The sequence below is a fragment of the Kribbella hippodromi genome (assembly GCF_039531045.1).
Taxonomy (GTDB): Bacteria; Actinomycetota; Actinomycetes; order Propionibacteriales; family Kribbellaceae; genus Kribbella; species Kribbella hippodromi.
Genome location: NZ_BAAAPH010000003.1, coordinates 243,253 through 261,144, shown reverse-complemented (window position 1 = coordinate 261,144; position 17,892 = coordinate 243,253). Strand labels below are relative to the sequence as shown.

Annotated in this window: 20 protein-coding genes and 1 pseudogene; 11 read left to right on the top strand and 10 right to left on the bottom strand. The window is 67.3% G+C overall.

The features are described 5' to 3' along the window. Window positions 1–15: 15 nt before the first annotated feature. The 5 genes from ABD260_RS06120 to ABD260_RS06100 form a co-directional block, all read right to left on the bottom strand. Window positions 16–210, bottom strand: coding sequence for a hypothetical protein (locus ABD260_RS06120; protein WP_184830799.1), 195 nt, complete (start codon window positions 208–210; stop codon window positions 16–18). Window positions 211–276: 66 nt separating this feature from the next. Continuing rightward, on the bottom strand, window positions 277–1,101 hold the full coding sequence (locus ABD260_RS06115) for a carbohydrate ABC transporter permease (protein ID WP_425553296.1): 825 nt from the start codon (window positions 1,099–1,101) through the stop codon (window positions 277–279). After that, on the bottom strand, window positions 1,101–2,030 hold the full coding sequence (locus ABD260_RS06110; protein WP_344232349.1) for a carbohydrate ABC transporter permease: 930 nt from the start codon (window positions 2,028–2,030) through the stop codon (window positions 1,101–1,103). The genes ABD260_RS06115 and ABD260_RS06110 overlap by 1 nt, the downstream gene beginning before the upstream one ends. Beyond that, window positions 2,027–3,310 (bottom strand): ABC transporter substrate-binding protein, encoded by a 1,284-nt coding sequence (locus tag ABD260_RS06105; RefSeq protein ID WP_344232348.1) that lies wholly within the window; start codon window positions 3,308–3,310, stop codon window positions 2,027–2,029. Before ABD260_RS06105 ends, ABD260_RS06110 begins: the two co-directional genes overlap by 4 nt. Window positions 3,311–3,314: 4 nt before the next feature. Further along, window positions 3,315–4,271, bottom strand: coding sequence for a carbohydrate kinase family protein (locus ABD260_RS06100; RefSeq protein WP_344232347.1), 957 nt, complete (start codon window positions 4,269–4,271; stop codon window positions 3,315–3,317). A 127-nt stretch (window positions 4,272–4,398) separates the two neighbouring features. On the opposite strand from ABD260_RS06100, the gene ABD260_RS06095 reads away from it, so the two are divergent. Beyond that, window positions 4,399–5,151, top strand: coding sequence for a DeoR/GlpR family DNA-binding transcription regulator (locus tag ABD260_RS06095; RefSeq protein ID WP_344232346.1), 753 nt, complete (start codon window positions 4,399–4,401; stop codon window positions 5,149–5,151). 19 nt (window positions 5,152–5,170) lie between these two features. Further along, window positions 5,171–6,514 (top strand): 6-phospho-beta-glucosidase, encoded by a 1,344-nt coding sequence (locus tag ABD260_RS06090; RefSeq protein ID WP_344232345.1) that lies wholly within the window; start codon window positions 5,171–5,173, stop codon window positions 6,512–6,514. On the opposite strand, the gene ABD260_RS06085 is transcribed toward ABD260_RS06090, so the two are convergent. After that, window positions 6,504–7,082: a DUF2867 domain-containing protein gene (locus ABD260_RS06085; protein ID WP_344232344.1), complete on the bottom strand. Its 579-nt coding sequence runs from the start codon at window positions 7,080–7,082 to the stop codon at window positions 6,504–6,506. The two genes, ABD260_RS06090 and ABD260_RS06085, sit on opposite strands and share 11 nt — an antisense overlap. Continuing rightward, window positions 7,079–7,684 (bottom strand): TetR/AcrR family transcriptional regulator, encoded by a 606-nt coding sequence (locus ABD260_RS06080; RefSeq protein ID WP_344232343.1) that lies wholly within the window; start codon window positions 7,682–7,684, stop codon window positions 7,079–7,081. Before ABD260_RS06080 ends, ABD260_RS06085 begins: the two co-directional genes overlap by 4 nt. A 229-nt stretch (window positions 7,685–7,913) precedes the next feature. Between ABD260_RS06080 and rpsP the strand changes: the two genes are divergently transcribed. The 9 genes from rpsP (at window position 7,914) to ABD260_RS06035 (ending at window position 13,819) form a co-directional block, all read left to right on the top strand. Next, window positions 7,914–8,423, top strand: coding sequence for a 30S ribosomal protein S16 (gene rpsP, locus ABD260_RS06075; protein ID WP_344232342.1), 510 nt, complete (start codon window positions 7,914–7,916; stop codon window positions 8,421–8,423). Window positions 8,424–8,428: 5 nt separating this feature from the next. Next, window positions 8,429–8,680, top strand: coding sequence for an RNA-binding protein (locus ABD260_RS06070; protein ID WP_131292053.1), 252 nt, complete (start codon window positions 8,429–8,431; stop codon window positions 8,678–8,680). Between the two features lie 153 nt (window positions 8,681–8,833). Next, window positions 8,834–9,382, top strand: a complete 549-nt coding sequence (gene rimM, locus ABD260_RS06065; RefSeq protein ID WP_344232341.1) for a ribosome maturation factor RimM — start codon at window positions 8,834–8,836, stop codon at window positions 9,380–9,382. Between the two features lies 1 nt (window position 9,383). After that, window positions 9,384–10,586, top strand: a complete 1,203-nt coding sequence (gene trmD, locus ABD260_RS06060) for a tRNA (guanosine(37)-N1)-methyltransferase TrmD (RefSeq protein ID WP_344232340.1) — start codon at window positions 9,384–9,386, stop codon at window positions 10,584–10,586. A gap of 188 nt (window positions 10,587–10,774) precedes the next feature. Then, on the top strand, window positions 10,775–11,134 hold the full coding sequence (gene rplS, locus ABD260_RS06055; protein WP_344232339.1) for a 50S ribosomal protein L19: 360 nt from the start codon (window positions 10,775–10,777) through the stop codon (window positions 11,132–11,134). 145 nt (window positions 11,135–11,279) lie between these two features. Then, on the top strand, window positions 11,280–11,909 hold the full coding sequence (gene lepB, locus ABD260_RS06050) for a signal peptidase I (protein WP_344232338.1): 630 nt from the start codon (window positions 11,280–11,282) through the stop codon (window positions 11,907–11,909). Further along, on the top strand, window positions 11,906–12,679 hold the full coding sequence (gene lepB, locus ABD260_RS06045) for a signal peptidase I (RefSeq protein WP_344232336.1): 774 nt from the start codon (window positions 11,906–11,908) through the stop codon (window positions 12,677–12,679). The genes lepB (ABD260_RS06050) and lepB (ABD260_RS06045) overlap by 4 nt, the downstream gene beginning before the upstream one ends. A 50-nt stretch (window positions 12,680–12,729) precedes the next feature. Continuing rightward, a complete protein-coding gene (locus tag ABD260_RS06040) occupies window positions 12,730–13,428 on the top strand; it encodes a ribonuclease HII (protein WP_344232335.1) in 699 nt (232 codons plus the stop codon). Between the two features lie 67 nt (window positions 13,429–13,495). Next, window positions 13,496–13,819, top strand: a complete 324-nt coding sequence (locus tag ABD260_RS06035; RefSeq protein ID WP_012922325.1) for a DUF2469 domain-containing protein — start codon at window positions 13,496–13,498, stop codon at window positions 13,817–13,819. A gap of 728 nt (window positions 13,820–14,547) precedes the next feature. On the opposite strand, the gene dprA is transcribed toward ABD260_RS06035, so the two are convergent. The 3 genes and pseudogenes from dprA to ABD260_RS06015 all read right to left on the bottom strand — a co-directional run bounded on the left by dprA (window position 14,548) and on the right by ABD260_RS06015 (window position 17,793). Further along, window positions 14,548–15,870 carry a DNA-processing protein DprA gene (gene dprA, locus ABD260_RS06030; RefSeq protein WP_344232334.1) on the bottom strand — a complete coding sequence of 441 codons (1,323 nt, stop codon included), beginning with the start codon at window positions 15,868–15,870 and terminating at the stop codon, window positions 14,548–14,550. Continuing rightward, window positions 15,867–17,437, bottom strand: a pseudogene (locus ABD260_RS06025) (YifB family Mg chelatase-like AAA ATPase). Before ABD260_RS06025 ends, dprA begins: the two are co-directional and overlap by 4 nt. After that, window positions 17,437–17,793 (bottom strand): YraN family protein, encoded by a 357-nt coding sequence (locus ABD260_RS06015; protein ID WP_344232331.1) that lies wholly within the window; start codon window positions 17,791–17,793, stop codon window positions 17,437–17,439. Before ABD260_RS06015 ends, ABD260_RS06025 begins: the two are co-directional and overlap by 1 nt. Window positions 17,794–17,892: the final 99 nt, after the last annotated feature.

Below are 17,892 nucleotides of genomic sequence, written 5' to 3'. Positions count from 1 at the left end.
CTCCAGGGACAAAAGTTAGATGGCGCGAGCGACGTACACGGTGCGCGGCGGGTCGAAGTCGACCACGACCACCTGCGTACCCACCTCGATCACCTCGTCGGTCGCCGGGTAAGCGTAGAAGGCTTCGGTGGCGCCCCGCACCGGCAGCATCACCTCGCCGACGATCCCGGGTGCGATCCGGCCGATCACCCGCCCCCGCTTGCCTACCATGGTGCCCCTCCGACGTACCGCTGCTGCTCTGGGTTCCGCAGCTTACCCGGAAGGCCTGCCGAAGGTTCAGCCGCGGACGGCGCCCTCCGTCGCGCCCTTGATGAACTGCCGCGCGAAGACCGCGAACACGATCACCAGCGGGATCATCGCCAGCAGCGCGCCGGTCATCACCATGCTGTAGTCGACACCGTGCGCACGGTTCAAGGTGGACAGCGCGACCTGCAGCGTGACGTGGTCCGGATTGGTCAGCACGATCAGCGGCCACATGTAGTCGTTCCACGAACCGACGAAGGTGAAGATGCCCAGGAACGCCAGCGCCGGCCGGGCTGACGGCAGCGCCACATGCCAGTAGGTACCGAAGAAGCCACAGCCGTCCAGCGTCGCCGCCTCGACCAGTTCGTCGTGGATCGAGCTGCGGAAGTACTGCCGCATCCAGAAGATCCCGAACGCGTTGGCGGCACCGGGGATGATCAGCGCCTTGAGCGAACCGACCCAACCGAGCAGCGCCATCGTCTGGAACTGCGGTACGGCAGCCAGCTGCGCCGGGAGCAGCATCGTCGCCAGCAGGATCACGAACAACGCGTTCCGTCCCGGAAACCGGAACTTGGCGAACGTGAACGCCGCGAGCGAATCGAAGAACAGCACCAGCAGTGTGGTCGAGATCGCGACGACCGCAGTGTTCGCCATCGACTGGAAGAACGCCACGTTGTCCAGTACGTGCCGGACGTTGTCGAAGAAGTGACCGCCGAAGCTGAACTTGGGCGGGAACCGGTAGATGTCGGCAGTCGTGTTCGTGGCCATGATGATCGTCCACACGAACGGGAACAGGAAGACCAGCAGGGCAAGTACGAGGACGGCGTGCAGCGCGAGGCCCCGCCACCGGAAACGCATCATCGGTCCTCACCCCGTCCGCGGAAGACCCGCCAGTTGATTGCCGTGAACAACAGCACGAGCAGGAAGATGCTCAGCGCGATCGCGGCGGCGTACCCGTAGTCGTTGTCCAGGAAGGCGGCGCGGTAGAAAAACAGCACCACGGTCATCCCGCTCTGACCGGTGCCGCCGCTGTTGCCGACCATCACCTGCGGCTCGGTGAACGTCTGCAGGCCACCGATCGTCGACATGATGACGGTGAACAGGATGACCGGACGCAGTTGCGGCAGCGTGATCGAGAAGAGCGTCCGGACCGGACCGGCGCCGTCCACCTTCGCCGCCTCGTACTGTTCCTTCGGTATCGCCTGCAGACCGGCCAGGTAGATCAGTGTGTTGTACCCGACCCACTGCCACACGATCATCGTGGAGATCGCGATCTTGATACCCCAGGGCTGTCCGAGCCAGTCCTGCTGCGGAATGCCCAGTGACCGCAGGGCGGCGTTCACCAGTCCGAAGTTGGTGCTGAAGATCGAGCTGAAGAAGATCGCCATCGCCACCAGGGACGTGACGTTCGGGATGAAGTACGCGATCCGGTAGACGCTGGTGAACCGTACGGCGGACTGCAGCATCACCGCGAGCAGCAGTGCGATCACCAGCGTCGGCACCGTGGACATCAGGAACAGCACGACCGTGTTCTCCAGTGCCTGCCAGAACGTGGGGTCGCGGACCAGGAACGCGAAGTTGTCCAGCCCGGTGAACTTACGGGCGCTCAGGCCGTCCCAGCGCTGAAAGGCCAGCACGATCGTGGACAGCATCGGGTACAGCCCGAACACGGCGAACAGCACGTAGAACGGCGACAGTGCCAGGTAGAACCGCCAGTACGACCAGACCCGCCGCCGGGCGGGTGCTCCGGCGACGGCCCGGGTACGCACCGCGGCGGTAGCGCTCACTGCACTCCTTGCCGTTTGGCGATCGCCTTCGCCTTCGAGACCGCGGCCGACCAGGCAGCGTCCGAAGTCTTGGCGCCGGTCTGTACGGTCTTCAGCTCGTCGTGGAACGGACCGGCGACCGCGTCGTCGAAGGGGCTCTGGTACGCGACCGGGATCGCCTTCGCGGCCGGGCCGAAGATGTCGATCGGCACCTGCCCACCGAAGAAGCTGTCCGCCGCCTTGAGCTGCGGCTTGTCGTACGCGGCCGGGGTGGACGGGAAGATCTGCGCGTCCGCGAACGCCTTCGCCTCGTTGTCGGGGCTGAGCATGTACTTGATCACATCGAAGGCCTTCTGCGGATCGGCGGCGTTCTTGGTGATCGCCAGGAACGAGCCGCCGAAGTTCGCCGGGCCGCCGGGGGTCGGTGCCAGCCGCCACTTGCCGGCGCTCTTCTTCACTGCCGACTTGATGTCCAGTGCGACCCAGGCCGCACCGATGTGCGCCGGGATCGTGCCGAGGTCCAGTCCGGCGTTCCAGTCCGGTTTGCCGCTCGGCGTCCGGCCGTCGATCTGCAGCGTCATCGCCTTCACCGACGTGTCCCAGGCCTTGCGGATGTGGTCCTGGTCGCCGATGAACTTGTTGTCCTTGGAGATGTACCGCTCGGTGTCCTGGCCGACCACCATGTCGTACAGGTCGGTGGCGTCCCACACCATCGGCGCCTTCGGGTTCGCCTTCTTCAGCTGGACACCGGCGGCGAAGAAGTCGTCCCAGGTCTTCAGCTGCTCGGCCACCTTGGCCGGATCGCTCGGCAGGCCGGCGGCCGCGAAGACGTCCTCGCGGTAGTACAGCGCGGTCGGGCCGACGTCGATCGGCAGCCCGATCACCTTGCCGTCCAGCGTGGTCGCCTGCTTGACCTTCCAGTCCAGGTAGTCACCCAGGACCGAGTCGGCGCCGACGGTCTTCAGGTCCACGAACCGCTCCGCCTGCGGGAGCAGGGACGCGATGTCCTCGCCCTTCAGGCCGGTGATGTCCGGGATCGACGTACCGCCGTTGAAGGTGGTGACCAGCTTCTGCTTGAAGTCACCGCCGACCTCGGAGTACTTGATCTTCGGATCCGGGAAGTGCGCGATGGTGTCGTCGAGGACCGACTTGCCCAGGCCGCCCGGCCAGCACCACATGGTCAGCTCGGTGGCGGTGTTCTTCTTGGTGGTCCCGGTGTCCATCCCCGACGAGCAGCCGACGAGTGCGCCGCCGGCCACGGCCGCGAAGCCCCCGAGCAACGTCCGACGTGTGAGCGCCATGGTTCTACCTTCCTGAGTGTGCGCTGATCAGCGCGTGGAGGTGGTGGTCCTGGGGGTCCTGCTCGGCCAGTCCGGCCTGCCAGGCAACGAGGTCGGACCAGCGCGGTGCGGCGTCCGCGCCACCGAGCCGGGTGACCGACAAGGCAGCGGCAAGGGCGGCGAAGCGCACCCGCTGCTGGAGTGGCAGCTCCCAGAGGGTCGCTGCGATGAAGCCGGCGGCGAACACATCACCCGCCCCGGTGGTGTCCGCCGCCGTGACTGGGAAGGCGGGTACGGCGACCTCTTCGCCGGTCCGCGCATCAAGAGCGAGTGCACCGGCCGCACCGTTGGACACCACGACCAGCGGCACCCGCTCGGCCAGCTTGCGCAGCGCCTGCTCCGGAGTGTCAGTACGCGTGTAGTGCATCGCCTCTTCGGCGTTGGGCAGGAACACATCGCAGTACTCGAGCTGGTCGAGTACTGCGGTCTCCCACTGCTCGCTCGGGTCCCAGCCGACATCCGCGAAGACCAGACTGCCCGCGGACTTCGCTTTGGCCAGCCACTCGTTCGGCCAGGGACCAATGTGCGCTGCCACTGCGCGGGCGCTTGGTGGCGTACTGATCAAGTCGTCGGCCGACAGTGGGGGAGTAGTGCCGCGAGTGACCAGCGCCCGGTCGTTGTCGTAGGCAAGCGCCACGGTGAGCGGGGTGGGCCAGTCCGGCAGCCGGCGCGACAACGTCAGGTCGATGCCTTCCGCGGTCAGGTCGGTCCAGACCCGGTCACCCTCGCGGTCCGCGCCGAAGGCGGCGGCCATTCCGGTGCGCAGTCCGAGCCGGGCCAGCGCGACCGCGAAGTTCGCGATGCCACCCGGGCTCTCCTGCGATTCGGTCGCCCAGACCTCGGTTCCGGGCCGTGGCGCGGACGGCAGGCCGAGCACCAGGTCCTGGAAGACCAGGCCCGAAACGACGACGTCGAGCTCCATAACGCAGCACACTCCTGCAGGGTCGATCAAACTCGTGCATGAATCTTGAAACTGTTGCGCAGGATGTGCAAGACCTACTCACGACTTTGACTGAAAGTGACAAAGTTTGCGTGATACCGTCTGTGCTGTGTTGCCGAAGCAGCGACAGGATCAGATCGTCCGGGCCCTGCGGGCCGACGGAGCCGGCGGCGTCAAGGTGCTGGCCGGGAAGCTGGGCGTGAGTGAGGCCACGATTCGCCGTGACCTCGAACAACTGCACGCCGAGGGCCGGTTGACCAGGGTGTACGGCGGTGCGCTCGCCGTCGATGGTGGTGACGAACCGTTCGCGGAGGTCAACGCGGTCAATGCCGAGGAGAAGGACCGGATCGCCCGCCGCGCTGCCGAGTTGGTGAGTGACGGCGAGTCGGTCCTGCTGGACATCGGTACGACAGCGGTCCGGGTCGCGCAGCACTTGCACGGCCGTTCGGTGACTGTGGTGACCAGCAACCTCGCAGTACTGGAGGAGCTGGAGAACGACGAGCAGATCGAGCTGATCGTGCTCGGCGGCTTCGTCCGGCGCAGTTACCGCTCACTGGTTGGGTACCTGACCGAGGAGAGTCTGCGGCAGATCCACGTCGACTGGCTGTTCCTGGGTACGAGTGGAGTCCGCCCTGACGGTCGGGTGATGGACAGCACGATGATCGAGGTACCGGTCAAACGGGCAATGATCAAAGCCGCTGACCGGGTGGTGCTGCTGGCTGACGGGACCAAGTTCCCTGGGCATGGTGTGGCCCGCGTCTGTGAGCCGAGTGAGCTGTCGGTGGTGGTGACCGAGCCCGACGCCGACGAGGCAACCAGAACGCAACTGATCGAGGCAGGAGTACAGGTGGTGCTGGCGTGAGCGTCGAGGGGGTGTTGGGGTGAGGCTGACGATCCTTGGCGGAGGCGGCTTCCGCGTTCCGCTGGTGTACCACGCACTGCTCGGCGACCGTGGTTCCGGACGGATCACCGACGTGGTCTTGTACGACACCGACACCACCCGGCTGTCCGCGATCACAGCCGTGCTGCGGCAGCAGGCTGCTGATGCCGTCGACGCCCCGGTCGTCACGGCGACGACTGACCTGGACGAGGCGCTGCGCGGTGCCGACTTCGTGTTCTCGGCCATCCGCGTCGGCGGCCTCGAAGGACGGACCGTGGACGAGCGCGTGGCGCTGGACCTCGGCGTACTCGGGCAGGAGACAGTCGGCGCCGGTGGGATCGCCTATGGACTACGGACGCTGCCGGTCGCCGTACAGGTGGCTCAGCGGATCGCCGCGGTCGCCCCGGAGGCGTGGGTCATCAACTTCACCAATCCGGCCGGCATGGTGACCGAGGCGATGATCCCGTACTTGGGCGATCGCGTGATCGGGATCTGTGACTCACCGTCCGGTCTGGGTCGTCGTGCCGCGTTGGCACTTGGAGTGGATCCGGCTACTGCGTTCTATGACTACGCAGGGCTGAATCACCTCGGCTGGTTGCGTGGACTGCGGTCCGGTGGGGTGGACCGGCTGCCGGAGCTGCTCGAGTCCACTGATGCTTTGGCATCCTTCGAGGAGGGGCGTCTGTTCGGTGTGGAGTGGCTCCGGTCGCTCGGCTCCATTCCGAACGAGTACTTGCACTATTACTACTTCGCGCGCGAGACGCTGGCCGCCGTACAAGCTGTGCCGCAGACGCGCGGCACCTTCCTCCTGGAGCAGCAGTCCGCGTTCTATGCGCGGACAGGACAGCAGCCGGACCAAGCACTCGAGCTTTGGCAGCAGACGCGCGCCGAACGCGAGTCGACGTACATGGTGGAGAGCCGTGCGGTCGCGGACGCGGGGGAGCGCGACGAGCGCGACATGGCGGCCGGCGGGTACGAGCAAGTCGCACTGTCCTTGATGCGAGCGATCGCCCACAACGAACGCGCGTCCCTGATCCTCAACGTCCGCAACCGCGGTGTACTGCACCAGCTGGACGACGACGCGGTCATCGAGATCCCCTGCACTGTTGACGCCAACGGCGCAGTGCCGCTCACGGTGTCTCAGTTGACCGACCACCAAGCCGGTCTGGTCTGTGCGGTGAAGGCAGTCGAACGGTCCACGATCGAGGCAGCCGCTACTGGTTCACGGTCGGCCGCGGTGCGGGCGTTCGCCTGGCATCCACTTGTCGATTCGGTGACCGTTGCGCATCGGCTGCTGGACACGTACGCCGCTGAGCTTCCTGGGCTCGGACAGTTCAAGCATTGAGGCGTTCGCGCCACTCGGCCGCGATGCCGCGCATCAACGGCGGGTAGACGAGCAGGTGGCGGAACGGTCCGATCAGACCCATGTACGCGCGTCCCCACCAGCCATTGGGCCGTACCAGTACAGCCATCTGCCCGCGGTACCCGCCGGAGCTGCCGGGCACCCAACTCAGATGCATCACCGCATGCACTGTCCGGTTCGCCATCTCCGCCGCCCACTCGTTGCCGGTCAGGTAGACAGAGTTGAACGGCAGCTGGGTGAACTCCGGTCCGCTCGCTGGTAGATCGGCGGGCAGTCGATCGCGCAACGATTGGACGCGGGTACCAACGCCCGCACTGGCCTTGTCCCAGCCGAACAGCTCTCCGAGCTTCCAGCGGATCGAGAACAGCAGCCGTGCGATCGGAGACGGGTTCGAGGCCGTGTCACCGCCGGCGAACAGGTCGATCAGCAACTGGAAGTCGTCGGCCGCTCCAGGCGTCGGCAGTGCCCACACGTCGTACACCTGGAAGTCAGGGGTCAGCTCGTGGATCCGCCACGGCAGATCAGTGTGTGCTGACTTCGGAAGGTTCATGACACGTCCTTTCCTTCGTTGGGCAGACCAAGCACTCCGGCGACCGCGCGAGCGGCGAGCTCCGCGTCGTACGGCGCCGTCCCCGCCAGCGCGACCACGGTGCCTTCGAGCGCGCCGATGAACGCGCGGGCGAGGACCTCTTCGGACGGACCGGGCGGGACCGATCCGGCGGCCCGCGCGGCGGCGATGTGCCCTGCGCAGATCTGGGTCAGCACGGCGTACGCCGCCTCGACCGCGGCACCGACCGGATGCTCCTGGCCGGCGAACTCGACTCGCAGCGCGAGCGCGACCCGGGCGAAGTCACGCCGGCAGAAGACCGCGTGCCCGCGAGCCATCGCGAGCAGCGCCGCGGCCGGGTCGGTCTCCTGATCGACCAGCGCGCCGACCTCGTCGGCCCAGGCCTGCTGAATCCACTCCAGCACCGCGAGGGTGAGCTCCTGCTTGTCGCGGAACTGGTGGTAGAGCGCGCCCCGGCTGTATCCGGCGTCCCGGGCCACCTGCTCCAGGGCGAGGTTGCCGTAGCCGGACCGGGAGATGCCGACCGCCGCCGACTCCAGCAGGGCGGTCCGGGAGCGGGCCCGCCGCTCGGCTTGGGTGTTCATGATCCAAAACATACATGAATGTCTGTATGTTTTGGCTGTGAGTTGGCTCCCAGAGCCCGGGAATTGGTTGCGCGGGGCAGATCTGGCAGAATGTTCGGCTGAGTCCGTCCAGGTCCGTGCAGCCCTCTAACTCCACGTCCTGGAACGGCCCATCGAGTGGTCACCCCGTTGTCCCCACGACGCGTCGTGCTGCTCACCAGACATGTATTCCGAGGGAGACCCCACAAGCGTGGCAGTCAAGATCCGTTTGAAGCGCATCGGCAAGAAGCGCACCCCGCACTACCGCATCGTCGTGATGGACGCCCGCGCCAAGCGCGACGGCCGGGCGATCGAGGAGATCGGGATCTACAACCCGAAGACCGAGCCGTCGTTCATCCGCGTCGAGTCGGAGCGGGCGCAGTACTGGCTGGGCGTCGGCGCGCAGCCGAGCGAGGCCGTCGAGGCGATCTTCAAGGCTTCCGGCGACTGGCAGAAGTTCAAGGGCCTGGAGGCCCCGGCGCCGCTGCGCGTCGCCGAGCCGAAGCGGGACAAGCAGGAGATCTTCAACGAGGCGCTGGCCGAGGCCCACGGCTCGCTGAAGACCGAGGCCGTCACCGCCAAGAAGACGGCGAAGAAGGCCGAGAAGAAGGACGACGCCGCCGAGGCCAAGGCCGAGGAGAAGGCTGAGCCGAAGGCCGAGGAGAAGGCCGCCGAGCCGAAGGCCGACGAGGCGCCCGCCGCCGAGACCGCCGAGGCCTGACGGTGATGGAGACCGAGGCGCTGGAGCATCTGGTCCGGGGCATCGTCGACAACCCTGACGACGTCAGCGTCCGGGCCCGGAACCTGCGGCGTGGCCGCACCCTCGAGGTGCACGTCCACCCCGACGACATCGGCAAGGTGATCGGCCGCAACGGCCGGACCGCCACCGCGATCCGCACCGTCGTCGGCGCCCTCAGCTCCGAGTCCTCGCTGCGCATCGACTTCGTCGACGAGTTCAACCGGCGCCCGCGCCGCTGAGCTCGGCAGTTCACAGCGCTCAGGCAGTTCACGGCGCTGGGCAGTTCACAGCGAAGGGCCGCCCCGGTCTCGGGTGCGGCCCTTTCGTCATCTTTGGGTGCACACTCTGACTGGACATTCGTTCGGTGGGACACGACAGAAGGGTTCGCGCAGGTGTTGGTGACAGTCGGGCGGATCGGCCGGGCGCACGGGATCAGGGGCGAGGTCGGCATCGACGTCCGGACCGACGAGCCGGACCGGCGGTTCGCCGACGGCGCCACGCTGGTGACCGAGGCCAAGGTGTCCCGGACACTGACAGTCGCGTCCAGCCGGTGGCACAGCGGGCGGTTGCTGGTGAAGTTCGCCGAGGTACCGGACCGGACGGCGGCGGAGCAGCTGCGCAACCTGTTCGTCCAGGCCGAGGTGGACGACGACGCCCGCCCGGAGGATCCGGAGGAGTACTACGACCGCGACCTGGTCGGTCTCGCGGTCCGTACCACCGACGGCGCCGAGGTCGGTGAAGTCGTAGACGTGGTCCACCTGCCGGCGCAGGACCTGCTGGAGATCCGCCGTACCGCGGGCAACCTGGTGCTGGTGCCCCTGGTGGAGGAGCTCGTCCCGGAGATCGACGTGGACAAGCGGTACGTGGTCGTGGCCGACCGTCCTGGTCTGCTCGACCCTGACGGCGCCGACGTGGTTCCGACCGAGGCGGACGCGGACTGACATGCGGCTGGACGTCGTCACGATCTTTCCGGAGTACCTGGCCGCGCTGGACGTCTCACTGGTCGGCAAGGCGGCCAAGAGCGGTCTCCTGGACGTCCGTCTGCACGACCTGCGGCAGTGGACGTACGACCGGCACCGGACCGTCGACGACACCCCGTACGGCGGCGGCGCCGGCATGGTGATGAAGCCGGAACCCTGGGGCGAGGCGCTGGACACCATCGCCCCAGCGGATGATTCCGCGCAGCCGCGATTGATCGTGCCGACGCCGGCCGGTCGCCCGTTCACTCAGGAGCTCGCGTACGAGTTGGCCGCCGAGCCCTGGCTCGCGTTCGCCTGCGGGCGGTACGAGGGCATCGACGCGCGCGTAGCGGCGTACGCCGGGGAGCGGATGCGCGTCGACGAGGTGTCGATCGGCGACTACGTACTGAACGGCGGCGAGGTTGCCGTCCTGGTCATGGTCGAGGCGATCGCCCGCCTGCTGCCCGGCGTGATCGGCAACCCGGAGTCCCTGGCCGAGGAATCACATTCCGGCGACGGCCTGCTGGAGTACCCGGTGTACACCAAGCCGCCGTCCTGGCGGGGCCACGACGTACCCGAGATCCTCCTGTCCGGCAATCACGGTGCCATCGCCTCCTGGCGGCACGACGAGTCAGTGCGGCGTACGGCCGAGCGCCGACCGGACTTGCTGGCTGCATGGGGCGACACCTTGGCGCAGCAGGACGATGCGGCGGCAGCGGTACGCCTGCTCCCCGCCACGGCCGCTGACGCAGGGGAGCTGCACGTACTGCAGCTGGCCGCCTTCTTGTCCGAAGCACGCCTCTACGACGACTACACGATCCCGCCGTTGACCGATGACGTTGCGGCGACCACGGCTCGGCTGCAGCGGGGCATCGTCCTGAAGGCGGTTGCGGGTACGCGCATCGTCGGCTCGGTGCAGTTGGTCGTCGACGGCTCGGTAGGGCAGATCGAGCGGCTGGTAGTCGCTCCGGATTGGCAAGGGCGCGGGCTTGGCGTACGCCTCCTCCAGGCCGCCGAGAAGCTGGCGCCGGCCGAGGTCACCTCGTACCAGCTGGACACCGGTGATTTGAGCGCGCGCAACCTGGCGCTGTACGCCAAAGCGGGCTACCGCGAGACCGGCCGGGAGCAGCAGGCGCCGAAAGTCACGCTGGTCCGGCTGGCCAAACGACGCCGGAGCCGGCGCTAGGACGATGCTCACCCTGCGCAGCGGCCGGTGGCGGATTTCGTCACCGTATGGCTGGTGTGGCAAGATTGCCTGTTGCTGCCCTTCGGTGCTCCTGCCACAGGGGGTGACCACCGACCGGCAGCCTTTCGATGACTTTCACCACCGAGATTCGTGGGTGACCTGTGGCACGCGCGAGAAAGAGACACCTGATGAGCAACGTGCTGAACGAGCTCGACAACGCGAGCAAGCGCGACGACATTCCGAACATTCGCCCCGGTGACACCGTCAAGGTGCACGTGAAGGTCGTCGAGGGCAACCGGTCCCGCGTCCAGGTGTTCCAGGGAGTTGTGATCCGGCGCCAGGGTGGCGGCCTGCAGGAGACCTTCACGGTCCGCAAGGTCAGCTTCGGTGTCGGCGTCGAGCGGACCTTCCCGCTGCACACCCCGATCGTCGACAAGATCGAGATCGTCACCCGCGGCGACGTCCGCCGCGCCAAGCTGTACTACCTGCGCGAGCTGCGCGGTAAGGCGGCGAAGATCAAGGAGAAGCGCGAAGTTCCGGCCTCCTGACGCCGCGTAACGACGACGGTCACCTATGGCGCCGAGCACCGCGACTCGCGCTCGCCCTCGCCCGGTCGCCAGGAGGGCACGTCGCAGCAAGGGACGTCACCGCAGGCTGAAGCAGCGGAATCCGCTGCTCAGCCTGCTGGTCGAGATGAGCACCGTCACGGTGCTCGCGCTCGTCATCACGGTGGTGCTGCGGCTGTTCGTCGCGGAGGCGTTCTACGTCCCGTCGGAGTCGATGTACGACACCCTGACGAAGGACGACCGGATTCTCGCCGAGAAGATCAGCTACCTGCACCGGGACGTCGACCGCGGTGACATCATCGTGTTCAAGGACCCGGACAACTGGCTGAACGAGGCCGAGGCCCAGCCGGGCACGCTGCGGCGGATCGGTGAGTTCGTCGGCATCCTGCCGCGTACCGGCGAGGGTCACCTGGTGAAGCGGGTGATCGGGATCGGCGGCGACCGGGTGATCTGCTGCAACAAACAGGGCCTGATCACCGTCAACGGCATCCCGCTGGACGAACGTGAGTACCTGCTGAAGGACGCCAAACCGTCCGAAGTGCCGTTCAACGTCCTCGTACCCCCCGGACACCTCTGGGTGATGGGTGACAACCGGGCCGACTCGGCCGACTCCCGTGCCCATATGGGTGGCCCCGGCGGCGGCTTCGTACCGGTCGAGAACGTGGTTGGCCGGGCCTGTTGCGTAATCTGGCCATCTGACCGGATGACGATGCTGCGTCCTCCGGATACCTTCAAGAAGCCGGGGCTGAAGAAGTGACCGATACACCGACCAAACCGGACGCCAAACCCGCCCACCGCTCGGGCTTCGCGGCAGCCACCCGCGAGTTCGTGCTGATCGTGGTCGGTGCGCTGATCGTCTCCTCGATCCTGCGGGCGTTCGTCGGGCAGATGTTCATCATCCCGAGCGAGTCGATGCAGAACACCCTGCTGGTCGGTGACCGGGTCGTGGTCGAGAAGATCACCGACGTGAAGCGCGGCGACGTGGTCGTGTTCGAGGACCCGGGCGGCTGGCTCGGCGCCGAGGAGAGCGGCCAGAAGCGCGGCTCGATCGGCCGGTTCTTCGAGATCGTCGGCCTGCTGCCGGACTCCAGCCATGGCCACCTGATCAAGCGCATCATCGGCATGCCCGGCGACAAGGTCGCCTGCTGCGACTCCAAGGGCCGGATGCTGGTGAACGGCCAGCCACTGGACGAGACCGGTTACCTCTATCCCGGGGATGCCCCGTCCCAGATGGAGTTCCAGGTCACCGTCCCGGCCGGCCGGATCTTCGTGATGGGCGACCACCGGTCCGCCTCCGGCGACTCCCGCGTCCACCTGCAGGAGGTCGACGCGAACGGCGGCAACCAGGGCGACGCGGCCTTCGTCCCCCTGGACAAGGTCACCGGCCGGGCGATCATGATCGTCTGGCCCGCGGGCCGCTGGGCCAAGCTCGGCGTCCCCGACACCTTCAAGGCGGTGCCCGCCCCCGGACCGGCACCGGACAAACCTTCGATCTCCCTCACACCACCACCCAAGACCTCCGGCTGAGTATCGTCGGCGCTCTTGTCTAGGCTTGGTTCTGTGATCTGGAGGGCTGAATGAGCGCGCTTCCGCGCGGAAGCACAGTACGACGGGACGCGGGCCTGTACGGGTACGAGCGCGCCCTGCGCCGCGTCGGCCTGGACCCGATCGCCGGCGTCGACGAGGCCGGCCGCGGCCCGTGCGCCGGCCCGCTGGTCGCGGCCGCGGTGATCCTGCCGGAGGGCAAGCGCGGCCAGATACCCGGCCTGGCCGACTCGAAGCTGCTGACCGCGAAGGCCCGCGAGCGCTGCTACGACGAAATCCGCAACCGGGCGCTGGCCTGGTCGGTGGTGTCCATCGAGGCACCCGAGTGCGACCGGCTCGGCATGCACGTCGCCAACGTGGAAGCGCTCCGCCGGGCGCTGTTCCGGCTGGACGTCCGCCCGTCGTACGTGCTGACCGACGGCTTCGGCGTCGACGGCCTCGGCGTACCGGGCCTGGCGATGTGGAAGGGCGACCGGGTCGCCGCCTGTATCTCGGCCGCCTCCGTGATCGCCAAGGTCACCCGCGACCGGGTGATGGAGCACTGGGACTCGGTCTACCCGGAGTACGGCTTCAAGATCCACAAGGGGTACTGCACCCCCGAACACCAGGCGGCACTGGACGAATTCGGACCGTGCCCACAACATCGACGGCGGTTTGAGAATGTCCGTCGCAGTCTGCGGCCCGAAATGGGACAGAATGTGACCAGTCCCACCGGAGTGGAGAGCCTGTGAGAGAGCGTAGCAACCACGCAGCGCCCCTCTGCCCTTATGTCCGAGCCGAGCGTAATGAGGTGATGGCATGAGTGCTGACGACCTTGAGAAGTACGAAACCGACATGGAGCTGCAGCTCTATCGGGAGTACAAGGACGTCGTCGGGATCTTCAAGTACGTCGTCGAGACCGAACGACGCTTCTACCTGTGCAACGCGGTAGACCTGAAGGTCCGCACCGAAGGCGGCGACGTGTACTTCGAGGTGACGATGGCCGACGCCTGGGTCTGGGACGTCTACCGTTCCGCCCGCTTCGTCAAGAACGCCAAGGTAGTGACCTTCCGCGACGTCAACATCGAAGAACTCGCCAAATCCGATCTGGAAGTCCCCAAAGACTCCGACTTCGGCCGCTGACCCACGGAGGTCGTGCGGGCGGCGTGCACATCGCGCGGAGGGAGCACAGGGTCATGCGGAGCTGCGGCGCATGTACACACTCACTTACCTGAGAAGTCAGGCAGGTTCCCACCGCGCGCACCTGCCGAGCCAGCGGCCGCACCTCACCGGCCGCCGGCATCAGCCTCAGGAACTCGACGGTGGGCGCGCATCTCGTACGCAGCCGCATGCGTGTAGCGCCGGCGCGAGGGTTACACCGCGCGTGCATACGTGCGTGGACGTCGTGCAGCCGGCGGGGGTACGTCGCTCGGCAGGGTGGGCACCCACCGCCTTTCGTCAGCCAAAGCCTCGCATCCGCCACGTACACACGTGTGCGCCCGTCCCCGGGTCACCTCGGCGCCCAGTACGTCGATGCGAAGCAGCTGCAGGCAGAGGCGATTCGTGCTCGCGGAGCTGGTGGTTGTACTTCACCGGATGCATGCGCCGCTTCCGAGCGTTCTAGTGTGGGCGTGCGTCTCGTACGCGGACGGCTGCTTGTGGAGCCTGTCCGGGCGTCCACGGTTGGTGCGGCGTGTGCCGGCGAGGTCGTCGGGTGTGGGCACACCACGGGACGGATCACCGGGGTGCACACGGTCGAGCGTTTGTCGCGTGCATGTCTACGTGGCTGGCTGTGTAGGTGCGGGCCGTGGGTGGGTGAGCTTGTGGGTGGGTGGGTGGGTGGCTTGTGGGGCGGCCGGGGGCGTCCGGGGTTAGGTGGGTGGGGGTGCGGGTGGTGGGGTTGTGGGTGGTAGGCGCCAGCCGGAGCCGTCTTGTTCTATGAGGGCGAGGTCGGTGAGGGTTAGTAGGCATTCTTGGGTGGTGGTCAGGTCCAGGCCTGCGGCGGTGGCTATCTGGTCGGTGGGGGCTGGGGCTTGGACGGGGACGGCGTCCAGGGTGCGGCGGAGGTCGTAGTCGAGGCCGTCGTGCGGGGCTTTGGGAGCCATGGGGTACGCGGTGAGGCGGGTGCCCAGGGGTGAGAGGGCCTCGATGACTTCCATGACGTTGGTGACCAGGACCGCGCCGCGTTCGCGGACCAGGAGGTGGCTGCCTTCGGACATCCGGGAGGTGATCGGCCCTGGTACGGCGAGTACGGCTCGGCCGCACTGTTCGGCCCAGCCGGCGCTGTTGAGGGCTCCGCTGCGAACGGCGGCCTCGACGACGACAACGCCAAGGGTGCCGGCGGCGATCAGGCGGTTGCGCGACAGGAATCTGAGGCGCGTGGGCCGACAGCCGGGTGGGAGTTCGCTGACTATCAGTCCTTGCTCGGCAATCCGGCTCAACAGCGCCGAGTTCCGCCGCGGGTACAAGATGTCGACGCCGGATGCGAGAACGGCGACAGTGACGCCGGACGCCGCCAGCGCGCCGCGGTGGGCCGCCGCATCGATCCCGAAGGCGCCGCCGGACACCACGGTGTAGCCGTTGTCGGCGACTCCTGCTGAAAACTCGGCGGCGACGTGCTCGCCGTACGCGGAGCTGGCGCGTGCGCCCACTACCGCGACCGATTGTTCGAGTGCCCGACGCAGATGCGCGGGGCCCCGGAGCCACAGGCCGTACGGCACGCCGCCCCGTCTGGTCAGCTGGCCGGCTTCGGCCAGGACTTCGATGTGTTCCGGCCATTCGTCGTCGCCGGGGATCACGAACCGAGCGCCGATCGCGGCTGCTTGCTCCAGGTCCCGCTTGGGGTTGGCCTCGGCGAGACGGGTGGACCATCGCTCGGTGCCTGGGGTCCTTCGCTGCAGCATTTCCCAGACCTCCGTCGCCGGCACCCCGTCGAATGCCTGGAGCGCCTTCAGATCGCCCGGCTCCACCACTCGAGACAACCCAACCCGCGCCAGCCGCTCCAAGTCCCCGTCGCTGCTCCCGGCCAATCCGGTGGCAATCCGCCCACCACCCCCGCCGCTGTCTCCACCGGCACCATCACGTCCGGTCGCGCCATATCCGTGGCCGGTGGAGCCGTAGCTGGGGGCACTGGAGCCGCCTGTCACTGCACACTCCGCATGCAGCAAGGGTGGCTGGATCTGTTGAAGGGTCATCGGGGGACTCCTTTGAGAGGGCGGATGTCGGCGGGGGTGGTCAGGGGATGGCCGGCCCTCAGTTGGTAGGCCTGGTGAGCTTGGGTGATGGTGGGTCGGGTGAGGCCTTCGAGATCGGCGAGCGTCCAGGCGACGCGGACCACTCGGTCCAGGCCGCGGGCGGTGAGTTGGCCGGCGGAGTAGAGGTCTTCGAGGAGGCGCTGAGCGGCCGCGTCGAGTGGGTGATCGCGGCGGAGCACCGGGCCGGGGACCTCACTGTTCAAGATCCAGGGAGTGTTTTGGTACCGATGTGTCTGGCGATCCCGGGCAGCTTGGACGCGGGCTGCTACGACGGCGGTCGATTCCGGTTCCTCGCCGTCGACGATGGTTCGAGCCGCCGGGAGGATCTGGCGCTGGATGTCCAGTCGGTCCTTGATCGGGCCGCTGATCCGCTGTCGGTAGCGCATCAGCACCTGCGGCGTACACGTGCAGTCGCCTTGTCTGGTCCCGGAAAGCCCACAGGGACAGGGATTCGCGGCCAGTACGAGCATGAATCGCGCCGGAAACTTGGCTACCGCCGCGGCCCGGTGCACTTCGATGTGGCCTGACTCCAGCGGCTGGCGCAGCGTGTCCAAGGTCAGGGGATGCATTTCGGGAGCTTCATCTATGAACAAAATGCCTCGGTGCGCGCAGCTGATCGCGCCGGGCCGGGGCATGCCCGAACCGCCGCCGACCAGACTGGCCAGGGAAGCGGTGTGATGCGGCGCGATGAACGGTGGTCGCACCACCAACTCGGCATCACTCGTCAGCAGTCCGGCCAAGGAATGCACCGCGGAGACTTCGAGCGAATCGTCGGTCGACAGGTCAGGCAGCAGCCCACCGAGACGCTCTGCCAGCATCGTCTTTCCCGATCCCGGCGGGCCATGCAGGAACAGGTGATGACCGCCGGCGGCCGCGGTCTCGATCGCCAGCCGGCCTTCCCGGTGACCGATCACCTCGTCGAGGTCGACGTCGGGCACGCGAGTCAGCGAATCGGACAGCAAGCGGGGCTCGGCGCGCGGAGCATCCTCGTCCGGAATCTCACTGCCACGCAGGAGTGCCAGCACCTGCCGGAGCGAGCGGACTCCGAACACCTCGATGCCCGGCACCAGTCGCGCTTCGTTCTCGTTCAGGTCGGGGATGACGATGCGCTCGAAGCTCGCGCGGCCAGCGTCATCGCGAGCGCGCCGCGCACCTCGCGGATGCGGCCGTCCAGGCCGAGCTCACCGATGATCGCCGTCTGCCGCAGCGACCGAGGCTCAACCGCACCGGCCGCGGTGAGCAAACTGACCGCAATGGCAACGTCGTAATGCGAACCCGCCTTCGGCAGGGTGGCAGGGGAGAGGCCAATGGTGACTTTGCGGTCGGGGAATCGCTCACCGCTGTTGACGACCGCGGCACGAACGCGATCGCGGGCCTCGGTCAATGACGCGTCCGGCAGACCGATCAAGGTTGTCTTCGGCAACCCCTGCGAGATGTCGGCCTCGACCTCGACCAGGTGACCTTCCAGGCCGACCAGCGCGACCGACCAGGTCCGAGCGAGCGCCATCAGACTGCGCCCCGGACATGTTCCACGCTGGGCGGCGTCTGCCGGTCGAAAAGGATCGCGATGATGTCGATCCGGATCTCGGCCGGCCGGACCTGATGGGTCTGCAGCCAGCGGCCGGCCAGCCTGCGCAGTGTGGTCAGCTTCTTGTAGGTGATGGCTTCCAGCGGGCTTCCGTAGTTCAGCCCGCGGCGGGTTTTCACCTCACACACGACGAGCACATCGCCTTCGCGGGCGACGATGTCGATCTCGCCGAACTCACACCGCCAATTGCGTTCGAGTACGGCGAAGCCGTTGCTGGTCAGATATCTCGCGGCGAGCTCTTCGCCGTACTGCCCGACTGCTGTCCTGGTCCGCATCGATGACCACCTCCGGCAAAGAACATGCCGGGATCAGGCCATGATTTTGTCCCCACTTCGCCGCCTGTGGACAACTGGCAGTACGCAAGGGGCATACAG

Excerpts from the sequence above, each read along its gene's own strand:
- ABD260_RS06085 (WP_344232344.1), bottom strand. The coding sequence starts at position 7,082 with ATGAACCTTCCGAAGTCAGCACACACTGATCTGCCGTGGCGGATCCAC.
- ABD260_RS06115 (WP_425553296.1), bottom strand. The coding sequence starts at position 1,101 with ATGCGTTTCCGGTGGCGGGGCCTCGCGCTGCACGCCGTCCTCGTACTT.
- ABD260_RS06105 (WP_344232348.1), bottom strand. The coding sequence starts at position 3,310 with ATGGCGCTCACACGTCGGACGTTGCTCGGGGGCTTCGCGGCCGTGGCC.
- ABD260_RS06035 (WP_012922325.1), top strand. The coding sequence starts at position 13,496 with ATGAGTGCTGACGACCTTGAGAAGTACGAAACCGACATGGAGCTGCAG.
- rplS (WP_344232339.1), top strand. The coding sequence starts at position 10,775 with ATGAGCAACGTGCTGAACGAGCTCGACAACGCGAGCAAGCGCGACGAC.
- ABD260_RS06080 (WP_344232343.1), bottom strand. The coding sequence starts at position 7,684 with ATGAACACCCAAGCCGAGCGGCGGGCCCGCTCCCGGACCGCCCTGCTG.
- ABD260_RS06040 (WP_344232335.1), top strand. The coding sequence starts at position 12,730 with ATGAGCGCGCTTCCGCGCGGAAGCACAGTACGACGGGACGCGGGCCTG.
- lepB (WP_344232338.1), top strand. The coding sequence starts at position 11,280 with ATGAGCACCGTCACGGTGCTCGCGCTCGTCATCACGGTGGTGCTGCGG.
- ABD260_RS06070 (WP_131292053.1), top strand. The coding sequence starts at position 8,429 with ATGGAGACCGAGGCGCTGGAGCATCTGGTCCGGGGCATCGTCGACAAC.
- trmD (WP_344232340.1), top strand. The coding sequence starts at position 9,384 with ATGCGGCTGGACGTCGTCACGATCTTTCCGGAGTACCTGGCCGCGCTG.
- ABD260_RS06015 (WP_344232331.1), bottom strand. The coding sequence starts at position 17,793 with ATGCGGACCAGGACAGCAGTCGGGCAGTACGGCGAAGAGCTCGCCGCG.
- ABD260_RS06100 (WP_344232347.1), bottom strand. The coding sequence starts at position 4,271 with ATGGAGCTCGACGTCGTCGTTTCGGGCCTGGTCTTCCAGGACCTGGTG.
- dprA (WP_344232334.1), bottom strand. The coding sequence starts at position 15,870 with ATGACCCTTCAACAGATCCAGCCACCCTTGCTGCATGCGGAGTGTGCA.
- ABD260_RS06120 (WP_184830799.1), bottom strand. The coding sequence starts at position 210 with ATGGTAGGCAAGCGGGGGCGGGTGATCGGCCGGATCGCACCCGGGATC.